This window comes from Rheinheimera metallidurans (genome assembly GCF_036983985.1).
Classification (GTDB): Bacteria; Pseudomonadota; Gammaproteobacteria; order Enterobacterales; family Alteromonadaceae; genus Alishewanella; species Alishewanella metallidurans.
Genome location: NZ_JALAHQ010000003.1, coordinates 422,299 through 441,285, shown reverse-complemented (window position 1 = coordinate 441,285; position 18,987 = coordinate 422,299). Strand labels below are relative to the sequence as shown.

The window sequence follows — 18,987 nt, the reverse complement described above, 5'->3', positions numbered from 1 at the left end:
CCCTAAGTTAATAACGCCATAGGGCTATTTCATGACTACTATTGTTTCTGTGCGCCGCGATGGCCATGTCGCCATTGGCGGTGATGGCCAAGTCTCTCTTGGTAACACTGTAATGAAGGGCAATGCCCGCAAAGTGCGCCGTCTTTACAATAATAAAGTTATTGCCGGCTTTGCTGGCGGCACCGCCGACGCCTTCACCTTATTTGAACGCTTTGAAGCTAAATTAGAACTGCATCAGGGCCATTTAATGCGCGCGGCCGTTGAACTCGCTAAAGACTGGCGCACCGACCGTATGTTGCGCAAGCTAGAAGCTTTACTCGCCGTAGCCGATGCTAACACCTCGCTAATTATTACCGGTAATGGTGACGTAGTGCAGCCAGAGCAAGATTTAATTGCCATTGGCAGTGGCGGCCCCTACGCTCAAGCCGCAGCCACCGCCTTACTAAACAACACTTCGCTGAGCGCGCGCGACATCGTCGAAAAAAGTCTGACTATTGCTGGTGATATCTGTGTTTACACTAATCACCATCAGACCATTGAAGAATTATAAGCAGGAAACGTATGTCTGACATGACCCCAAGAGAAATTGTACACGAACTAGATCGGCATATTATTGGCCAAAATAAAGCCAAACGCGCGGTTGCTATTGCGCTGCGTAACCGCTGGCGCCGGATGCAACTTGACCCCGCACTGCGTCAGGAAGTTACGCCCAAAAACATTTTAATGATTGGCCCCACTGGCGTGGGTAAAACAGAAATTGCTCGGCGCTTAGCTAAGCTAGCCAACGCGCCCTTTATCAAGGTAGAAGCCACTAAATTTACCGAAGTAGGCTATGTTGGCAAAGAGGTTGAAAGCATTATTCGCGACCTAACCGACAGCGCGGTAAAAATGTTTCGTGAACAAGCCATCGCAAAAAATCGTTTTCGCGCCGAAGAAGCCGCAGAAGAGCGTATTTTAGATGTATTACTGCCTCCCGCGCGTGAAAATTGGGGGCAGACTGACAATAAACCGACTACAGATAACAGCACGCGGCAAACCTTTCGTAAAAAGCTGCGTGAAGGTCAATTAGACGATAAAGAAATTGAACTTGATTTAGCGCAGCCGAACATTGGTGTCGAAATTATGGCACCGCCAGGCATGGAGGAAATGACATCGCAGTTACAAAGCATGTTTCAAAACCTGGGGAGTGAAAAAACTAAAAAGCGCAAACTAAAAATTAAAGATGCCCTAAAGCAATTAGTAGAAGAAGAAGCGGCTAAACTGGTTAACCCAGAAGAGCTTAAAGCCCAAGCCCTTGAAGCCGTTGAGCAAACCGGCATAGTATTTCTTGATGAAATAGACAAGATTTGTAAGCGTGGCGAAACCAGCGGCCCCGATGTATCGCGTGAAGGCGTACAGCGTGATTTACTACCCTTGATAGAGGGCTGCACCGTAAATACTAAGCACGGCATGGTAAAAACTGATCATATTTTATTTATTGCCTCTGGCGCATTTCAAATGAGTAAACCGTCAGATTTAGTGCCCGAGCTGCAAGGTCGTTTGCCAATACGTGTAGAGTTAGAAGCGTTAAGTGCCGCTGATTTTGAACGTATTTTAACCGAACCTAAGGCTTCACTTACCGAGCAATCTATCGCCATGTTAGCCACTGAAGGCGTTAACTTAAGCTTTAGTGAAAGTGGCGTTAAAAGTTTAGCTGCTGCTGCTTGGCAGGTTAACGAAAGTACGGAAAACATTGGTGCCCGCCGCTTATATACCGTAATGGAACGCTTGCTAGAAGAAATATCCTTTGACGCAGCCGACCATGCCGGTGAGCATATTGAAGTTGATGCCGCCTATGTAGAGCAGCATTTAGGTGCGTTGGTTAAAGACGATGATTTAAGCCGGTTTATTTTATAATGACGACTCACAGCACTGACAACCCAGCTAACAGTATTAACGTTAGTAAATTGCATTATCACCAGCAACGTCGTGAACTAGATGTTAGCTTTAATGATGGCAGCCATAGCTGTTTCAGTGCTGAGTTTTTACGCGTGTTTTCGCCATCGGCCGAGGTACGTGGCCATGGTAAACCTAAGCTGGTCACCAATAAAAAGCAGGTGGCCATTAGTAAGCTAATACCTGTGGGCCATTACGCTATAAAGCTTATATTTGACGATAGCCACGACAGCGGCATTTACAGCTGGCAATATTTAAAACAACTCGCCGAGCAACAACCAGCGCTTTGGCAGCAGTATTTACAACAACTTAATGCAGCTAATGCCAACCGTGATGGTTTAATTGCCGTTCGTATTCGCACGTAACACCCTAGAGCTGATAATAGCGGCCTTACCATGACCCCGGTTTACTGCAGTACGCAATAGCTTCAGCTTCAGGTAGCGGCTTAGCAAAGTAATAACCTTGCACACTGTCACAAGACATATTATGCAGCAATTGCAGCTGCATTGCCGTTTCTACCCCTTCGGCTAAAATACGTTTACCTAAACCATGGGCCAATTTAATCATGGTTTTTACAATCATCATATCGGAATCATTGCTCGCCATATCCATAACAAAACTACGGTCAATTTTAATTTTTTCAATCGGCATACGCCGCAAATACGCTAACGACGAATAGCCGGTACCAAAATCATCTATCGAGACCCGAATACCCATTTGCTGCAATTCAAGTACATGATTAAAGCCTTTTTCAATATCATTCATTGCCGTGTTTTCGGTGATCTCAAGCTCTAGTAGCTCTGGCGACACTTGGTATTGCTGCAGTAATTGTTTAATTTTACTTTTCAAACCATCTTGCTGAAAATGTAACGGCGACATATTCACTGCCAATGGCACCTTTAAGTGCTGTTTTTGCCACGCGCTAATGGTTTTTACCGCTTGATGCAATACCCAAAAATCGAGTTGTTGGCTCAAACCTAGTTGCTCAACAAAGGGTAAAAACTGCGCAGGCATTAAAAAGCCTTTTTCAGGATGCTGCCAACGTATCAGCACTTCAAACGCATCCAACGAGTTATTGCGCAAATTAATTTGCGGTTGAAAATACAACACAAACTCATCATTACGCATCGCAGCAAGCAGTTCACTTTCCCAGCTAATAAGCCGTGCTGATTCGTCTTCCATACCAGCCTGATAAGCCAAAGTGCGGTTTTGCAAACGTTTAGCCTGATGATATGCAATATTGGCTTTTTGCAACAGGGTTTCTGCAGTATTACCGTCGTGTGGGCTACAAGCTATACCAATAGTGCAACTTAAATGCAGTGAGCCACCGGCTAACTCAAAGTTCTTTTCTACCAACTGCTGTATATGCCGTAGTGCAAAGTGTAATTGGGTTACATTATTTATATCTGTTAACGCCAAGGCAAAAATATCGCCACCGGTTCTGGCTACCAATGTCGGCTTTAAAATACTAGCTTCAAAGCGTTGGCTTAACTGGCGCAGTAAACTGTCACCTTGTTTTAAACCCACCGACTCATTAATGGTTTTAAACTTATCTAGTCCTAGCATTAAGAGATAAATTGGCGTCACGGTTTGCTGTAGTTTTTCTTCCAGTTGCACTAGCAACGCATCGCGATTAAGTGCGCCGGTTAACTGATCATAACGGTTTAAATAGCGGGTTTTTTCGGTTAATTGCCGATTAGCATTATGCTCGTTTTCATGTAACCAAATAAGCAACGCCAACCCTAAGCAACAGAGCAAAAATAGCTCAGCACACTTATAAGCAAGTATTAGTTGAATAGACGCCAGTTCCAACGTAGTAGTTAGCAGCCAAACAGTGCTAGTGACATACAACACACCCCACACTAACAGCGTGAATACCGCCAAGCGCTGGCCAAAGCCGCGCTCCATTCGGTGCAATAAGCTTACTGCTGCACTTAACAAAATCACACCCATAATCAACAGGCGAATATAATACTGAAAATACTGCTGCCAAGCATCAAGGCTTTCGTTCAAGCCAAACGGCAACACGCTTAGTACACCAAGACCACAAAGCAAAATAAATAATTTGTTAGCAGATAACCGGCTAAGTATATGCGCATCACCAACCCGCGTTTGCACCATACCTCGCAGTAAAAAGATGGCAAAGCTATAGCTACTGACAATAATCACAAATTGAAAAAAAGCGGATGTTTGAGGGTACGGCACGAAATAGGCTTGCAACAGTATCGTTATCTGGTAAAGCGCAAATGCTGATAACGCATAAAACCAAGATCGAATATAACTTTGCAGATATAGGTTACTTAGGCTCCACATTAAATAGCTAAGCAACAGCGCAATACCGGCTTGGGTAGCATACACTGCAAGTCTGGCAAATATTTCTGGCGCCACGGAATTTACCGGTTAAGTTAACTAAACATACCTTAGCAAATATAGTGGCATTGCTACAACCAGCAGCTAATGTTAAATCGCTGAAAAGGCAATAATAATAGTTTGAGCTTACCTAACTCAGGGCTATACTGTACTGCCTTATTTCTCTTTACTGCTGGAGGTTGTTATGGAATACAACACGTCTGAATTATGTGATCTTTATGCCGATCAAGTCGATGTGGTTGAACCATTGTTTGCGAGCTATGGCGGCAGACGCTCTTTTGGTGGCCAAATCCATACAGTAAAGTGTTTTGAAGATAATGGTTTAGTACGGCAAATGTTAAGTGAGCCTGGTGTTGGTAAAGTATTACTGATAGATGCCGGTGGCTCTGCACGCCGTGCCATTATCGACGCTGAACTAGCCTCATTTGCAGCAAGCAATGGTTGGGAAGGTATTGTCTGTTATGGCAGCGTACGTGATCTCGACTTATTAGAAGATTTTGATATTGGCATTCATGCAGTAAATGCTATTCCGGTAGGTGCTGATGATAAAGGTTTTGGTGAAACTGAAGTGCCAGTTAACTTTGCCGGAGTAACCTTTTTACCTGGTGATCACCTGTATGCTGACAGCACGGGTATTATTATGTCACCAGATGCGCTGGATATAGAATAAGCAAAGCTAGGCCATGTTAAATCTGTTTACCCCGTCACAATTATCGCAGTATGTTACGCCGCGCGTTGGGGAAACGCGCGTAGGCCAAAGTATTCAATATGCCGATCTTAAGCAGGACTTAACCCAACAACTGGCACAAGCTAAAAGTGCCGGTTGCCGTTTTGTGCTGTTAGGCGTGCCAGAAGACATAGGCCCCAGAGCAAACTTAGGTTTTGCTGGTGCAGATAAAGGCTGGCCGGCTTTTCTAGCTAAGTTTTTAAATTTTCAAGCTAACGCGTTTATTCCTTCTAAACACATTTTACTGCTGGGCCACATTCAATGTGACGACCTGCAGCAAAAAGCATTAACACTGGATGTCACTCAGGCTGACCAGTTACAACAACTGCGACAGTTAGTTAGTGTTTTAGATAACCGCGTACAACACGTTAGCCAACAAATATTTGCCGCTGGGCTTTATCCTATAGTTATTGGCGGTGGCCATAACAACAGTTATCCATTACTTAAGGCATTAACCAGTCAAAGTGGGCAAAAAGCCAATAGCGCGAATTTAGACCCGCACTCAGACTTTAGGCCGCTAGAGGGTCGCCATAGCGGTAACGGTTTTAGCTATGCGTTTAATGACGGTTATTTACAGCATTATTTTGTTTTAGGTTTGCATGAGTTGAAAAATTCGGCGGCTACCTTAGCGCAACTACAACAAGCTGAAGCTGAGCACTGTAGCTATCAGCGTATTTTTGTCCGCCAAGAACTAAGCTACCAACAAGCGCTGGCTCAGTGCATTGCCAAAGTTACCCAGGGCACCGGTGATATTGGTATCGAGCTAGATACCGACAGCATAAGCTTAATGCCGGTTAGCGCTTTTACTAATTGTGGTATTAGTGTGCAAGCAGCAGAGCAGTTTGTTTATCAATTAGGCAAACTATCTCGTAGCCGTTACTTACATTTAGCTGAGGCAGCACCAAGCCAACACCCTGCTGGCCTGGCAGCCGGCAATAATGAGGCAGGGCAAGTATTAGCAGCGTTAGTTGTCGCGTTTATTCAAGCTAAACAAGCTATTGCGTTATAACATGGTTCTTTTGCCACTGCTTTAACCACACCACAAAGCCGCTTAATTCAAACGGCCGAGAGTATAAAAAACCTTGGCCTCGGTTACAGCCAATACGCAGCAGTTTTTGTTCTACGTCTATTTCTTCAACGCCTTTTGCGATAACGCCAATATCGAGGTTACGCGCCATATCAATAAGCGCACTGGTAATTGCTGATTGCGTATCAGACTTGTGTAAATCATTAATAAATGAGCAATCTACCTTTACTTGCTGTACCGGCAATTTGCGTAAATAGGCTAAAGACGATAAGCCAGTACCAAAATCATCTAGTGCCAAGCCCACACCCAATTGATGAAGACGCCGCATCATACTCAGTGACGTCTCAGGCTCTGCGGCGAACGCACCTTCGGTTATTTCTAAAACCAATAACTTTGGTTTCACGTTATGCTGGGCAAATAACAGCTCTAGGCTATCTACTAATTCATCATTCAATAAATCCTGGCTAGAAATATTTACCGCTATTTTGCTAACTAAGCCAGCTTTGTCTAAGGTTGCGATCATCGCAATGGCTTCGTTTAATACCCACTGTGTTAATGGATAAATTACGCCGGCTTCTTCGGCTAACGCTAAAAAGCTACTCGGAGCCATTAAACCGCGAATAGGATGGCGCCAACGCACATAAACTTCAGCCGCTAATACCTCTTTAGTGCGCATATCAACCTGAGGTTGTACATATAAGCTTAATTGCTGATCGGTAATAGCTTGGCGTAACTGCGCCATTAACGTCAGTTTATCTTTAGAATAATTAAGCATTTGCGCGCTAAAAACCTGACTATGGCCGGGCAACATTGTGTGGTTTTGTAATGCCAAGTAAGCCCGATCTAGTAGCTCGCTAAACTCAGTGCTGTGCTCAGGATAATGAGCAATACCCGAGTGCAGCTTGTAATCGACGATACAGCCGTGAACTATCATTGCTTCAGGAATGTTTTTCTCTAAATTGTCGGCGACAAATTCCGCTAAATTTTGATGGTTACTGCGGCTTATCCATACAGCAAAATCGACACCACCAAGATGACACAACCGCACAGGAACTTGCTGACGAAACTCAAAGCTTAGCGCATCGTCTACCGTTTTAAGTTGGTCATTAATACGCTGGGCAATTTGCGCCAAAATAAGGTTGCTATTAGCGTGGCCAAGCAGCTGATTAATTTTCTCAAACTGATATATTTTAATTAATAACAGGGAAAATTGTTGCTCAGGCTTACGTTGCAACAACTCATCTAACTGTTGCTGTAAAAAAAACTTATTGGGAAAACCACTAATATCATCATGTAAGGCATAAAAACCTAAACTACTTTGCTGTGCAGTGTGGTTAAACTTTTTTTGCTTATGTAAATCGAACTGTAATTTAATAAGATAAATAAAGCTTAAAAGCAACAAGCCGCTAAGCAAGCTAATAACAGGTAGCGGCGAGCCTTCGGTTTGCGCCGCTAAAGGGGTGCTAAATAGTGCTATACCATACAGACGAAACGACACTGCTGCACTCCAGCATAATTAAAGTTATTAGCTTAAGCTAAATTAACCTGTTGTAAAGCAGATTACAAATGATGATTTATTTCTTTACCATTAATAATCAGCTGCTTAAGTGGGTTAACACCAAATTGGTAGCAAAGCTCAGCCGGTTGGCTAATAGCATAACATGCAAAGTCGGCGCGCTGCCCTACCGCTAAGGTGCCGCGATCAGCCAAACCTAAGGCGGCAGCGGCATGTCGTGTCACGCCCAGTATGGCTTCTTCTGGTGTTAACCTAAATAATGTGCAAGCCATATTCAACATCAGTGGCAACGAACACAGTGGTGAGGTGCCGGGGTTTAAATCCGTAGCTATTGCCATTGGTACCTTGTATTGGCGTAATAAAGCTATTGGTGGTTGCTGAGTTTCGCGTAAAAAATAAAATGCACCCGGTAACAACACCGCTACCGTGCCCGCTTGAGCCATCGCGGCAACACCGGCTTCGTCTAAAAACTCAATATGATCTGCCGATAAGCCGCTAAACTCGGCGACTAAAGCACTACCACCTAAATTAGACAATTGCTCAGCGTGAGCTTTAACCGGTAAACTTAATGCCGATGCGTGTTGGAATACTTTCCTACATTGGGCAATAGAAAAACCAATCCCTTCGCAAAACACATCTACCGCATCAATTAATTGCAGCTGCTTTAATACCGGTAACATTTTACATACCGCATCAATATAGCCATCGGCGTTATCAGCAAATTCAACCGGTAAGGCATGTGCACCTAAAAACGTTTTTTGTATTGAAATAGCATGCTGCTTATTTAGATCAGCAGCCACTTGCAGAATTTTTTGCTCTGATACTAAGTCTAAGCCATAGCCAGACTTAATTTCAACTGTAGTTACACCTTGGGCTAATAACGCGTTTAATCTCGCTTCTGCTAGTGCCAATAGCTGTTGATGACTGGCCGCCCGAGTTGCTGCGACAGTAGATTTAATACCACCACCTGCGGCAGCGATATCTTGATAACTCGCGCCGTTTAAACGCATTTCAAATTCATTAGCACGGTTGCCGGCATAAACTAAATGTGTATGACAATCAATAAAGCCGGGTAACAACCACTGTTCGCCGGCGTCATACAACAGCGTAGATGAGGCATCGAATGCCGGCAATCCTGCTTGGTTACCAATATAAGCAATAACACCGTCTTTTACCGCTAGCGCCCCATTATTAATAGCACCATAAGCTGCACCATTGTCAGTCATAGTGGCAATATTGGCATTAACCCAGATAGCATCAAACTGCTGCATAGCCTACTCCTGTTGCGTTATTTTCAGTAATTTTACACCAACAGCTTGTATATACAACCAAACTAGCTTATTTTTTATATAGTCTAGTTGGAGGAATCATGGCTATTGCTAAGTTTGCTGAAATTAAAGAATACATGCTAAGCCAAATTGAAATTGCTGCTTGGCCTGAGCACAGCAGAGTGCCATCAGAAAATGAGTTAGCCGAGCAGTTCAGTGTTAGCAGAATGACTGCACGTCGTGCTTTGCAAGAGCTAACCGAGCAAGGGATTTTGTATCGTACTCAAGGCGTAGGCAGCTTTGTTGCAGCGCTAAAATCTCAGTCTTCACTATTAGAAATTCGCAATATTGCCGATGAAATTCATAGCCGTGGCCATGCCTACAACGCGCGTTTATTGCAGCTTACTGAGCTGCCCTGCCCGGCTGTTATTGCTACAGCACTAGGGCTAAAACGTAACGAACCGGTGTATTTCTCTTTAATTGTGCACTTAGAAAACAATCAGCCGTTGCAACTGGAAGCACGTTACGTTAGCCCGCATTTAGTGCCAGGCTATGTACAGCAAGATTTTAATCAACAAACACCACACCAATATCTTAGCTTTATTGCGCCGCTCACCGAAGCTGAGCACACGGTTGAAGCCATTTGGCCGGATGACTTTACCTGTAAACATTTAACGTTAAAAAAGCCTGAACCCTGCCTGCGTCTAACGCGACGCACTTTCAGCCGAGAAGGCGCAGTTAGCTTGGCGTACTTAACTTCACCAGGTAGCCGCTATCGTTTAGGCGGCCATCTTAATTTTTCTTTTGCGACCAACAAGGGAGTGATCTAATGACAGACCCACGTATTGATAACAGCCGGGTGATCCGTGCTGATCGCGGTAACACCATAACAGCGAAAAGCTGGCAAACCGAAGCCGCTAAACGCATGCTAATGAATAACTTAGACCCTGAAGTAGCTGAACATCCGCAAGCACTAGTGGTATATGGTGGTATTGGCCGTGCTGCGCGTAATTGGCAGTGCTATGACAAAATAGTCGAGGTGCTTAACCGTTTAGAAGATAACCAAACCTTATTAGTGCAAAGCGGCAAACCGGTTGGTGTGTTCCCAACTCATCCTGATGCGCCACGCGTGCTAATTGCCAACTCAAATTTAGTACCGGCGTGGGCTAACTGGCAACACTTTAACGAACTAGACCGCAAAGGCCTAATGATGTACGGCCAGATGACCGCAGGTTCTTGGATCTATATCGGTACCCAAGGCATTGTTCAAGGCACCTACGAAACCTTCGTTGCCATTGCTAATCAGCACTTTTCTGGCAATGCCAGCAATAAATGGGTATTAACCGGTGGTTTAGGTGGCATGGGTGGCGCGCAGCCACTAGCAGCAACTATGGCTGGCTTTAATATGATTGCCTGCGAAGTTGACGAAAGCCGTATCGATTTTCGCTTAAAAACGCGTTACGTAGATAAAAAAGCACTATCGCTTGATGAAGCACTAGCCATGCTAGAGCAGGCAAAAAAAGACGGAAAGCCTACCTCAATTGGCTTACTGGCTAACGCTGCAGATGTGTTTTCTGAACTGGTAAAACGGGGCATAACGCCAGATGTAGTTACCGATCAAACTTCTGCCCACGACCCGTTAAATGGTTACTTACCACAAGGCTGGACTATGACGCATGCAGCCGAACAGCGTAAAACTGATGAAGCTGGCGTAGTAAAAGCAGCTAAGCAGTCAATGGCGGTGCAAGTTCAAGCCATTTTAACTATGCAGCAGCGCGGAGCAGTAGCCACTGACTATGGCAACAATATTCGCCAAATGGCACAAGATGAAGGCGTAGCAAATGCCTTTGATTTCCCAGGTTTTGTACCGGCGTATATTCGGCCATTATTTTGCCAAGGCATAGGCCCGTTTCGTTGGGTTGCGCTGTCGGGCGATCCTGAAGATATTTATAAAACTGACGCCAAAGTTAAAGAGCTAATTCCAGACAATCCACATTTGCATAACTGGCTAGATATGGCTCGTGAGCGTATTCAATTTCAAGGCTTACCAGCACGTATTTGCTGGATTGGTTTAAAAGATCGCGCGCGTATCGCTTTAGCATTTAACGAGATGGTAAAAAATGGCGAGCTATCAGCACCCGTAGTTATTGGCCGCGATCACCTAGATTCTGGCTCGGTTGCTAGCCCTAACCGTGAAACTGAAGCCATGCTTGACGGCTCAGACGCGGTATCAGATTGGCCGCTGCTAAATGCTTTATTAAATACCGCTGGCGGTGCAACTTGGGTATCGCTGCATCACGGTGGTGGTGTTGGTATGGGGTACAGCCAGCATAGCGGTGTAGTCATTGTTGCCGACGGCACCGATGCCGCAGCAGCGCGCTTAGGCCGCGTATTATGGAACGACCCTGGAACTGGCGTGATGCGCCATGCCGACGCGGGTTACGATATTGCTACCGACTGTGCCAAAGCACAGGGTTTAGATTTACCTATGGTTACGGAGTAACAACATGAGCTTTAAACTGAATTTAGTTCCTGGCAGCCTAACATTGGCGCAATTACGTCAAGTGCAACAAGGCCCAGTGACGCTGACATTAGACGACTCTGCAGTCGCCGGCATTGAGAAATCAGCGGCTTGCGTAGCCGACATTATCAAACAAAACCGCGTGGTGTATGGCATTAACACGGGTTTTGGTTTGCTAGCCAGCACGCGAATTAAAAATGAAGAGCTAGAACTGTTGCAGCGCTCTATTGTGTTATCGCACGCGGCAGGTTTTGGCGAGATAATGGATGACAGCACGGTGCGTCTATTAATGGTGCTGAAAATTAACTCATTAGCCCGCGGTTTTTCTGGCATTCGTTTATCGGTAATTAACGCGTTAATTAAGCTAGTTAATGCCGAGGTCTATCCCTGCATTCCGAAAAAAGGCTCTGTGGGTGCATCAGGCGATTTAGCGCCATTATCACATATGGTGTTGCCACTAATTGGCGAGGGCGAAGTTAGCTACAAAGGTCAAATTTACGATGCGGTAGAAGGTTTAGCACTAGCCGATATGCAGCCTATTACTTTAGCAGCCAAAGAAGGCCTTGCACTGTTAAACGGTACTCAGGCTTCTACCGCCTTTGCTTTAGAAGGGCTATTTAGAGCTGAAGACTTATTTGCGGCTGGCTGTGTTATTGGCGCCATGAGTGTTGAAGCGGCCATGGGCAGTCGCTCACCGTTTGATGATCGTATTCACCAAGCACGGGGCCAGCGCGGTCAAATTGACGCGGGTACAATTTATCGTCACTTGCTGGGCAAGAGCTCTGAAATTGGTGAAGCACATCAAAATTGTGAAAAAGTACAAGACCCATACAGCTTGCGCTGCCAACCACAAGTAATGGGCGCTTGTTTAACACAAATTCGCCACGCGGCGGCCGTGTTAGAAGTTGAAGCTAACGGTGTCACCGATAACCCCTTAGTGTTCGCTGATGATGGCGATATTCTGTCTGGCGGTAATTTCCACGCCGAGCCTGTCGCGATGGCGGCTGATAACTTAGCGTTAGCTATTGCAGAAATTGGCTCAATATCAGAACGTCGTATGGCGCTATTAATTGATGCTACTTTAAGCAAGTTACCAGCATTTTTAGTACCTAATGGCGGTGTAAATAGCGGTTTTATGATTGCGCAGGTTACAGCTGCAGCCTTAGCATCGGAGAATAAATCACTGGCTCACCCAGCGTCAGTTGATAGCTTACCTACCTCAGCTAACCAAGAAGATCATGTGTCAATGGCCACTTTCGCCGCTCGTCGTTTAGCTGATATGGCTGAAAACACCACCGGCGTATTAGCGGTAGAATATTTAGCGGCAGCTCAAGGTTTAGACTTTAGAGCACCGTTAAAATCAACCGTGGCAATTGAGCAGGCAAAAGGTTGGTTACGCGAGCAAGTGAGTTTTTATGGTCAAGACCGTTACTTTGCACCAGATATCGAGAAAAGTGCTGAGCTATTGCGTCAACGCCAGCTAAATGGTCTTATTCCTGTAAATCTACTGTGTAGTTTCTAAATTATAAAGCGGCTTCCTGCCGCTGAAATCATTCTACACTAAGAAAAAAGCTGGACGTTGTCCAGCTAGGCAGGAAGCATTATATCCCTATGTTTTTATTATTTCCTTTCGCAGTCATATTGCCAAAGATGCGAAAAAAAACCCGATGAAAAAGTGATATCAATACTAAACTAGCGCAAATTGTTGGGCTTTATCCTGCTTTTGCTGCTTTTTTAAACGCTTTACATCTAACAATTCAATATTTGCTTCGCGTGCAAAAATTCGGGCCTGGTTACTAAAGCCCAAGTAGCTTACTGCTATACCCATTTTGATATCAGCCGCAAGCATCTGCTGAAACAAGGCTCTAATATGATTAATGTCTACCAATTGCTCTTGATGCTGGAAATACACTAACTTCTCAGTCCCGTTACCTTGTAAGCATTTATATTCAGTGCTTACTTTAGCAGACGAAAATAACTTGCCCTGTTGTAAAAGAAAATCTTCCGCATGTTGCATAAACTGTTGCTGTTTATTTACCGTTGATAAAAAACGGCGCAACGGCCAAGCTAAACCGTTTATTTTGTGTTGTTGGTCTAACTCAAAAAATGCCATAACATTAAACACTAACGCAGCAATAAACATTAACACAAACACCCACAGCATAAACGCAGACCAAAATGCGGATAACACCCAGTTATTGCTACTTAATAACAATGAATGCTCAGCAAATAATAAATATACGGCACCGGCGGCAATACCTAACACAGTACTAACAGACGACACCAACAACCATTTATTGTTCATTACACCCTCAACGCTAAAGTGCTGAAGTGCAGATTAAGCGCTAACAAGAACAAATTCTTAATAACAAACTGATAAATACCTTATAAAGGTAAAAATTGGTTAGATATGCATCAAAAGCAGTAAGCTAATGCGTCACCAGCTGATATAAAGCGATATTGAAAGTTATACTGGGTAATAAATTTTTGCGAGTTTACATAACGTTGTGACAACGTTTCTGGCACAAACTGAACTTGCGTACCGGCCAGATCGGTAGCACGCTGATAAAAGTCTCGCCGTGATAGTTTTACCGGACAACTAAGATTATAGATTGCGGATTGCCAATGCTCTGTTGGTAAAATAGATTGCACTGCGCCAATAATATCAACAGCGTGAACCATATTTATTAATCCGTTAGGATCGGGTAAGGTTTTATTGGCAACAAAACGGCCAGGATGACGCCCAGGGCCCATCAAACCGGCTAAACGTAATGTGATACAGCGCGGAAATTGCTGTAAAGCTTTTTCTCCAGCAACAAGCAACTGCACTCTAGGCAAAGATTCTAATAAAAGACTGTTTTCATCAACATTACCATCTAAGCCTTGATAAATCCCGGTCGAGCTAAAGTGGATCAGCGCTTTGCTGCCTGCTTTAGTAATAATACTGTTCAGCTGCTGCAGTGACTTAACATAACTATTTGTGCCCGACTGCTGCCCCGGCGCTATCGCACAGATCACCACTGCATTACTAAATGCGTCTGCTACATTTTCAGGGCAATTGTCTTGCAGGTTTAAATCGAGTACCAGCCCTTTGACACCGGCCGGCAAATTAACCAGCGATTGTGCGTTTCGTCTAGTGACAACTAATTGATGTCCATCAGCACACAGTGCTACTGCTAACTGTTGCCCTAACCAGCCATAACCAACAATAACAATTTTCACTTTACCGTTCCTTTAACCGGTAACACAGCATAGCGGCCAGTAAACTCAGCAGCGAGCTTATCAGCTGAATAAATAGCCACCTTAATTTTCTGCAGCACTTTTTGTCCTTCAGACAACGGGTTAAGATCACCAATGCAGTTTTGTAATACACAACGCGCCTGCGGCAGTTCGGCTACCGGTTTAAAGTACTTTATTGTGCCTTCAGCTAATACTTGGTCGCCCTGCAAACCTAGTGCTTGCAGTTGCAAGTACAACATGCCCCAACCGGTAAGCGTGGCCAAAGCGTAAATACTGCCGGCAAACATGGTGTGATGTAAATTAATATTAGGCGCTAGAGGCGCATTGCAGCGCAGCTCATTACCGTTAAAACTAGCTATGGTTAGCTGCATATGTTGGCTTAGTGGAATGGTCCTTTGCCAAGTATCGTTAAGCTGATGGCACCATAGCTGATGCTGTGCACTGTTAGTTAAACAGACCAATTTATGCATCACTGAATGCGCTATCCCGAACTGTTCGGGTGCTGGCGCAATTAATTTATAACCATAATTTTTATAAAATGCTAGCGCGGTTTCCCTCGCGTTTAGCTGCACGCGCTGACACTGCCACAGCACCGCTTGCGCTTCTAATCCAGCTAAAATACGGCTACCAACACCTTTGCCTTGATACTCATCAGCTACTGCCATATAACGGACTTGAGCTGTCTCACTGTCTATTTTATGCAAACGTCCCACGCCAGCAATAACACCGGCATTGTTCACTAGCATTAGATGGTAAGCTGCTTGCTCTAGCTGATCTTGTTCAGAGCCTACTGGTTGCTGCCATGGTGCGCGCAATATTTGCCAGCGCAAATGATAATAACTTTGCCATTCTTGTTCTGTGACGGGCGAACGTAATTGCCAGTGGCGCATAGAGCTGATTCCGAAAAGTTAGTTTGACAGTAAAAATGTTACCGGCCCATCATTAACCAAGCTGACTTGCATGTCAGCACCAAACTGGCCAGTAGCCACCTCTAAACCCAAAGCTTGGCATCGGGTAATAAAATCCTGATAATATTGCCATGCTTTATCTGGCGTTGCCGCGGGTGTAAAACTGGGGCGTAAACCGGACTGCGTATCAGCAGCGAGTGTAAACTGCGACACCACTAATAAGCTGCCTTTCACCTGCTGTACGTTTAAATTCATCTTGCCGTTATCATCAGCAAACACACGATAATGACAAACCTTGTGTACCAGTTTAGCTAATTCAGCGTCACTATCGGTTGCTTCAACACCCAGCAGCACTAATAAGCCATGCTGTATTTTACCAATAATGACATTATCTACGTTCACTGAAGCCTGTTTTACTCTTTGTATAAGTGCCTTCATTGTTACACCACGTCTTTATGTTGTGGTTCGTCCATTACTGAATCGCTAGTAATTTGATCAGGATCGTCGGCATCCGGGCGTTCAGTATCTGCAGCCAGCTGCTGCAATAATGCGGTAAGCTCAGCACCAAGCAGTACCACTAACCACGACATATAAACCCAGACAAATAAAATAGGCACCAGCGCCAGCGCACCATAAATAGTGTCGTAGGATGGAAAGTGTGTCACATAAAAGGCAAAACCGCGTTTCGACAGCTCAAATAAAACCGTAGCCAATAGTGCGCCAGCAATAGCATGGCGAGCTCTCACTTTAATATTTGGTACCACTAGATATAAAATAAAGAATGCTAATAACGACATCAACGATGGCAAGGTACCAAGCAGTAATGTTGAAAAGCCAGGCGTATAGTCATCAGCAAAACGGGTTAATCCAACCAAATATGAACTCAGCGCAATAGACGAGCCAAACAAAATTGGCCCGAGCGTTAATATCATCCAATAAATAGAAAAGGAAATAATCGGTCTTGGCCGTTTGGTTACGCGCCAAATTTTATTCAGCGTTTTATCAATGTTATTAATTAATAGCAGCGCGACAATCACTAAAGCAAACACGCCTACCGCTGTCATGCCACCGGTATTACCAATAAACTGGCTAATATATTGCTGAATTTCTTCACCGCGCGATGGAATAACATTAGCATAAACAAAGGCTTCAATATTTTGGCGAAACGCACTAAACATTGGGAATGCGCGCAACATAGTAAACATTACCGCAATAAATGGCACCAACGACAATAACGAGATATAGGCAAGATAGCCGCCAATCATAGTGATTTGATCTTGCTGACAACGCTGAATGTACAGTTTGGTAAAGCGTATCGCGTTTTCTAATTTAGCTTGCCAATCAGGGCGCATAAGGTTTCCTTTGTTACAAACACTATCCGAGGATACAAGAAAAGCAGCGCGGCAACCAGTATCCGCACCTCAGTAGATTGTGACAATAAAAAAGCCGGCACATTGGCCGGCTTGTCACTATCTAACAGAATTAATCTGAGTTACCACGATTCGCACGTTTACGGTCATTTTCAGTTAAATGACGCTTACGTAAACGAATAGACTTAGGCGTTACTTCAACCAATTCATCATCATCAATAAACTCAAGCGCTTGCTCCAGTGTATAACGAATTGGTGGTACTAAAGTAATGGCTTCGTCAGTACCAGAAGCACGTACGTTAGTTAACTGTTTACCTTTTAAGCAGTTAACTGTTAAGTCATTGCTACGGCTATGAATACCAATAACTTGGCCTTCATAAACTTCTTCAGCATGACCTATAAACATACGACCACGTTCCTGCAACGAGAAGATGGCATAACCAGCAGCTTTACCCATAGCGTTTGAAATCATTACGCCGTTAGTGCGCTGACCAATAGTGCCGCCTTTATACGGGCCGTAGTGATCAAAGCTGTGGTACATTAAACCAGTACCTGAAGTGATGGTCATAAAGTCAGTTCTAAAACCAATTAAACCACGGCTTGGCATCATGAAATCTAAACGAATACGGCCTTTACCATCTGGCTGCATGTTAGTGATTTCCGCTTTACGCTCACCCATTTTTTCCATGATTGAACCCTGATGCTTCTCTTCACAGTCAATGGTAACGTTTTCCATTGGCTCCATTTTCACATCATCGATCACTTTCATGATTACTTCTGGACGCGATACAGCCAATTCATAACCTTCACGACGCATACTTTCAATTAATACGCTTAAATGCAATTCGCCACGGCCTGACACACGGAATTTATCACCGTCGCCCGTTTCTTCAACTCGTAACGCGACGTTGTGTTTTAACTCTGACTGTAAGCGATCTAAAATTTGACGTGAGGTAACAAACTTACCTTCTTTACCAGCAAAAGGTGAGGTATTAACTTGAAACGTCATTGTTACCGTAGGCTCATCAATGGTTAATGGCGGTAACGCTTCAGGTTTAGTGGTAGTACAAATGGTGTCAGAAATTTTCAGCTCGCCTAAACCGGTAAAGGCAACAATGTCACCCGCGGTGGCTTCTTCAATTTCAACGCGCTCTAAACCTAAGTAACCAAATACTTGGCCAACTTTAGCATTACGCTTTTTACCATCAGCACTAAGAATAGTGACTTGCTGGTTTGGCTTTAACGTACCACGCTTAATACGGCCGATACCGATAATGCCTAAGTAGCTAGAATAATCTAACTGAGAAACTTGAATTTGGGTTTCGCCGTTTAGCTCTACTGATGGTGGTGCAACGTGCTTAACAATAGCGGCGAATAGATCGTCGATATTTTCTTTTTTATCGTTGTAATCTAAGGTTGCCCAACCGTTTAACGCCGATGCGTAAACAATTGGAAAGTCTAACTGTTCGTCAGTAGCACCTAAGTTGTCGAATAAATCGAATACTTGGTCAATAACCCAATCTGGACGCGCGCCCGGACGGTCAATTTTATTTACTACTACTATTGGCTTTAAACCATGAGCAAACGCTTTTTGCGTCACAAAACGCGTCTGCGGCATTGGGCCATCAACCGCATCAACCAGTAATAATACTGAGTCGGCCATTGATAATACACGCTCAACCTCACCACCGAAGTCGGCGTGGCCCGGTGTATCAAGAATATTAATGTGATAGCCATTCCAGCGTACCGAGGTGTTTTTCGCTAGGATAGTTATACCACGTTCAGATTCCTGCGCATCAGAGTCCATCATGCGCTCTTGTAATTTAGCGCGAGCATCAAAAGTGCCTGATTGCTGTAATAGTTTATCAACCAAGGTTGTTTTACCGTGGTCAACGTGAGCAATAATGGCAATATTGCGCAGTTTATCTAAATTTGTTGCAGTAACGCTCATGTAAACTATCCTCTGTGGCACTAGATGACCATAATGACCACCAGGCAAAACTAACTGAAACTTAAGGGCGCATATTCTACTCTTTTTTTATACAGAAAGAAAAACTGCAACAGCAGTTTTAGCAATTTATTTTTTAGCAGTGCGTTAATGTATC

Annotated in this window: 17 protein-coding genes; 8 read left to right on the top strand and 9 right to left on the bottom strand. The window is 44.2% G+C overall.

Annotated elements, in window-relative coordinates; all coding sequences use genetic code 11:
* Window positions 1-31 precede the first annotated feature (31 nt).
* Genes hslV through MN199_RS11135 form a run of 3 tightly spaced genes read left to right on the top strand, consistent with a single transcriptional unit; the run spans window position 32 to window position 2,300 of the window.
* On the top strand, window positions 32-550 hold the full coding sequence (hslV, locus tag MN199_RS11145; protein ID WP_132584840.1) for an ATP-dependent protease subunit HslV: 519 nt from the start codon (window positions 32-34) through the stop codon (window positions 548-550).
* A gap of 11 nt (window positions 551-561) precedes the next feature.
* Window positions 562-1,896 (top strand): HslU--HslV peptidase ATPase subunit, encoded by a 1,335-nt coding sequence (gene hslU, locus MN199_RS11140; RefSeq protein WP_132584842.1) that lies wholly within the window; start codon window positions 562-564, stop codon window positions 1,894-1,896.
* Window positions 1,896-2,300, top strand: coding sequence for a gamma-butyrobetaine hydroxylase family protein (locus MN199_RS11135; RefSeq protein ID WP_335739465.1), 405 nt, complete (start codon window positions 1,896-1,898; stop codon window positions 2,298-2,300). Before hslU ends, MN199_RS11135 begins: the two co-directional genes overlap by 1 nt.
* 25 nt (window positions 2,301-2,325) lie before the next feature.
* Here MN199_RS11135 and MN199_RS11130 read toward each other — a convergent pair whose 3' ends face one another.
* Window positions 2,326-4,323 carry a putative bifunctional diguanylate cyclase/phosphodiesterase gene (locus MN199_RS11130; RefSeq protein WP_335739464.1) on the bottom strand — a complete coding sequence of 666 codons (1,998 nt, stop codon included), beginning with the start codon at window positions 4,321-4,323 and terminating at the stop codon, window positions 2,326-2,328.
* 166 nt (window positions 4,324-4,489) lie between these two features.
* On the opposite strand from MN199_RS11130, the gene rraA reads away from it, so the two are divergent.
* Both rraA and MN199_RS11120 read left to right on the top strand, forming a co-directional pair.
* Window positions 4,490-4,975: a ribonuclease E activity regulator RraA gene (gene rraA / locus MN199_RS11125; protein ID WP_335739463.1), complete on the top strand. Its 486-nt coding sequence runs from the start codon at window positions 4,490-4,492 to the stop codon at window positions 4,973-4,975.
* Between the two features lie 13 nt (window positions 4,976-4,988).
* Window positions 4,989-6,041, top strand: coding sequence for a formimidoylglutamase (locus MN199_RS11120; RefSeq protein ID WP_335739462.1), 1,053 nt, complete (start codon window positions 4,989-4,991; stop codon window positions 6,039-6,041).
* Here the strand turns inward: MN199_RS11120 and MN199_RS11115 are convergent.
* Both MN199_RS11115 and hutI read right to left on the bottom strand, forming a co-directional pair.
* Window positions 6,028-7,557 carry a putative bifunctional diguanylate cyclase/phosphodiesterase gene (locus MN199_RS11115; protein ID WP_335739461.1) on the bottom strand — a complete coding sequence of 510 codons (1,530 nt, stop codon included), beginning with the start codon at window positions 7,555-7,557 and terminating at the stop codon, window positions 6,028-6,030. The two genes, MN199_RS11120 and MN199_RS11115, sit on opposite strands and share 14 nt — an antisense overlap.
* 62 nt (window positions 7,558-7,619) lie before the next feature.
* Window positions 7,620-8,846: an imidazolonepropionase gene (gene hutI / locus MN199_RS11110; protein ID WP_132584854.1), complete on the bottom strand. Its 1,227-nt coding sequence runs from the start codon at window positions 8,844-8,846 to the stop codon at window positions 7,620-7,622.
* A 98-nt stretch (window positions 8,847-8,944) separates the two neighbouring features.
* Between hutI and hutC the strand changes: the two genes are divergently transcribed.
* The 3 genes from hutC to hutH are packed head-to-tail and all read left to right on the top strand — an operon-like array spanning window position 8,945 to window position 12,886.
* Window positions 8,945-9,673 (top strand): histidine utilization repressor, encoded by a 729-nt coding sequence (hutC, locus tag MN199_RS11105; protein ID WP_165907398.1) that lies wholly within the window; start codon window positions 8,945-8,947, stop codon window positions 9,671-9,673.
* The gene (gene hutU, locus MN199_RS11100) at window positions 9,673-11,346 is read left to right on the top strand and encodes a urocanate hydratase (RefSeq protein ID WP_335739460.1); all 1,674 of its coding nucleotides are present in this window, start codon (window positions 9,673-9,675) and stop codon (window positions 11,344-11,346) included. Before hutC ends, hutU begins: the two co-directional genes overlap by 1 nt.
* 4 nt (window positions 11,347-11,350) lie before the next feature.
* Window positions 11,351-12,886 carry a histidine ammonia-lyase gene (gene hutH / locus MN199_RS11095; RefSeq protein WP_335739459.1) on the top strand — a complete coding sequence of 512 codons (1,536 nt, stop codon included), beginning with the start codon at window positions 11,351-11,353 and terminating at the stop codon, window positions 12,884-12,886.
* Window positions 12,887-13,051: 165 nt separating this feature from the next.
* On the opposite strand, the gene MN199_RS11090 is transcribed toward hutH, so the two are convergent.
* The 6 genes from MN199_RS11090 to typA form a co-directional block, all read right to left on the bottom strand.
* The gene (locus MN199_RS11090; protein ID WP_335739458.1) at window positions 13,052-13,669 is read right to left on the bottom strand and encodes a restriction endonuclease; all 618 of its coding nucleotides are present in this window, start codon (window positions 13,667-13,669) and stop codon (window positions 13,052-13,054) included.
* Window positions 13,670-13,779: 110 nt separating this feature from the next.
* The gene (locus MN199_RS11085) at window positions 13,780-14,586 is read right to left on the bottom strand and encodes an NAD(P)H-binding protein (protein WP_132584862.1); all 807 of its coding nucleotides are present in this window, start codon (window positions 14,584-14,586) and stop codon (window positions 13,780-13,782) included.
* The gene (locus tag MN199_RS11080; protein ID WP_335739457.1) at window positions 14,583-15,494 is read right to left on the bottom strand and encodes a bifunctional GNAT family N-acetyltransferase/hotdog fold thioesterase; all 912 of its coding nucleotides are present in this window, start codon (window positions 15,492-15,494) and stop codon (window positions 14,583-14,585) included. Before MN199_RS11080 ends, MN199_RS11085 begins: the two co-directional genes overlap by 4 nt.
* An 18-nt stretch (window positions 15,495-15,512) precedes the next feature.
* Window positions 15,513-15,950 (bottom strand): D-aminoacyl-tRNA deacylase, encoded by a 438-nt coding sequence (gene dtd / locus MN199_RS11075; RefSeq protein ID WP_335739456.1) that lies wholly within the window; start codon window positions 15,948-15,950, stop codon window positions 15,513-15,515.
* A gap of 2 nt (window positions 15,951-15,952) precedes the next feature.
* Complete coding sequence (locus MN199_RS11070) at window positions 15,953-16,864, bottom strand: virulence factor BrkB family protein (protein ID WP_335739455.1); 912 nt, start codon at window positions 16,862-16,864, stop codon at window positions 15,953-15,955.
* A gap of 130 nt (window positions 16,865-16,994) precedes the next feature.
* Window positions 16,995-18,833, bottom strand: coding sequence for a translational GTPase TypA (gene typA, locus MN199_RS11065; RefSeq protein WP_132584870.1), 1,839 nt, complete (start codon window positions 18,831-18,833; stop codon window positions 16,995-16,997).
* Window positions 18,834-18,987 lie beyond the last annotated feature (154 nt).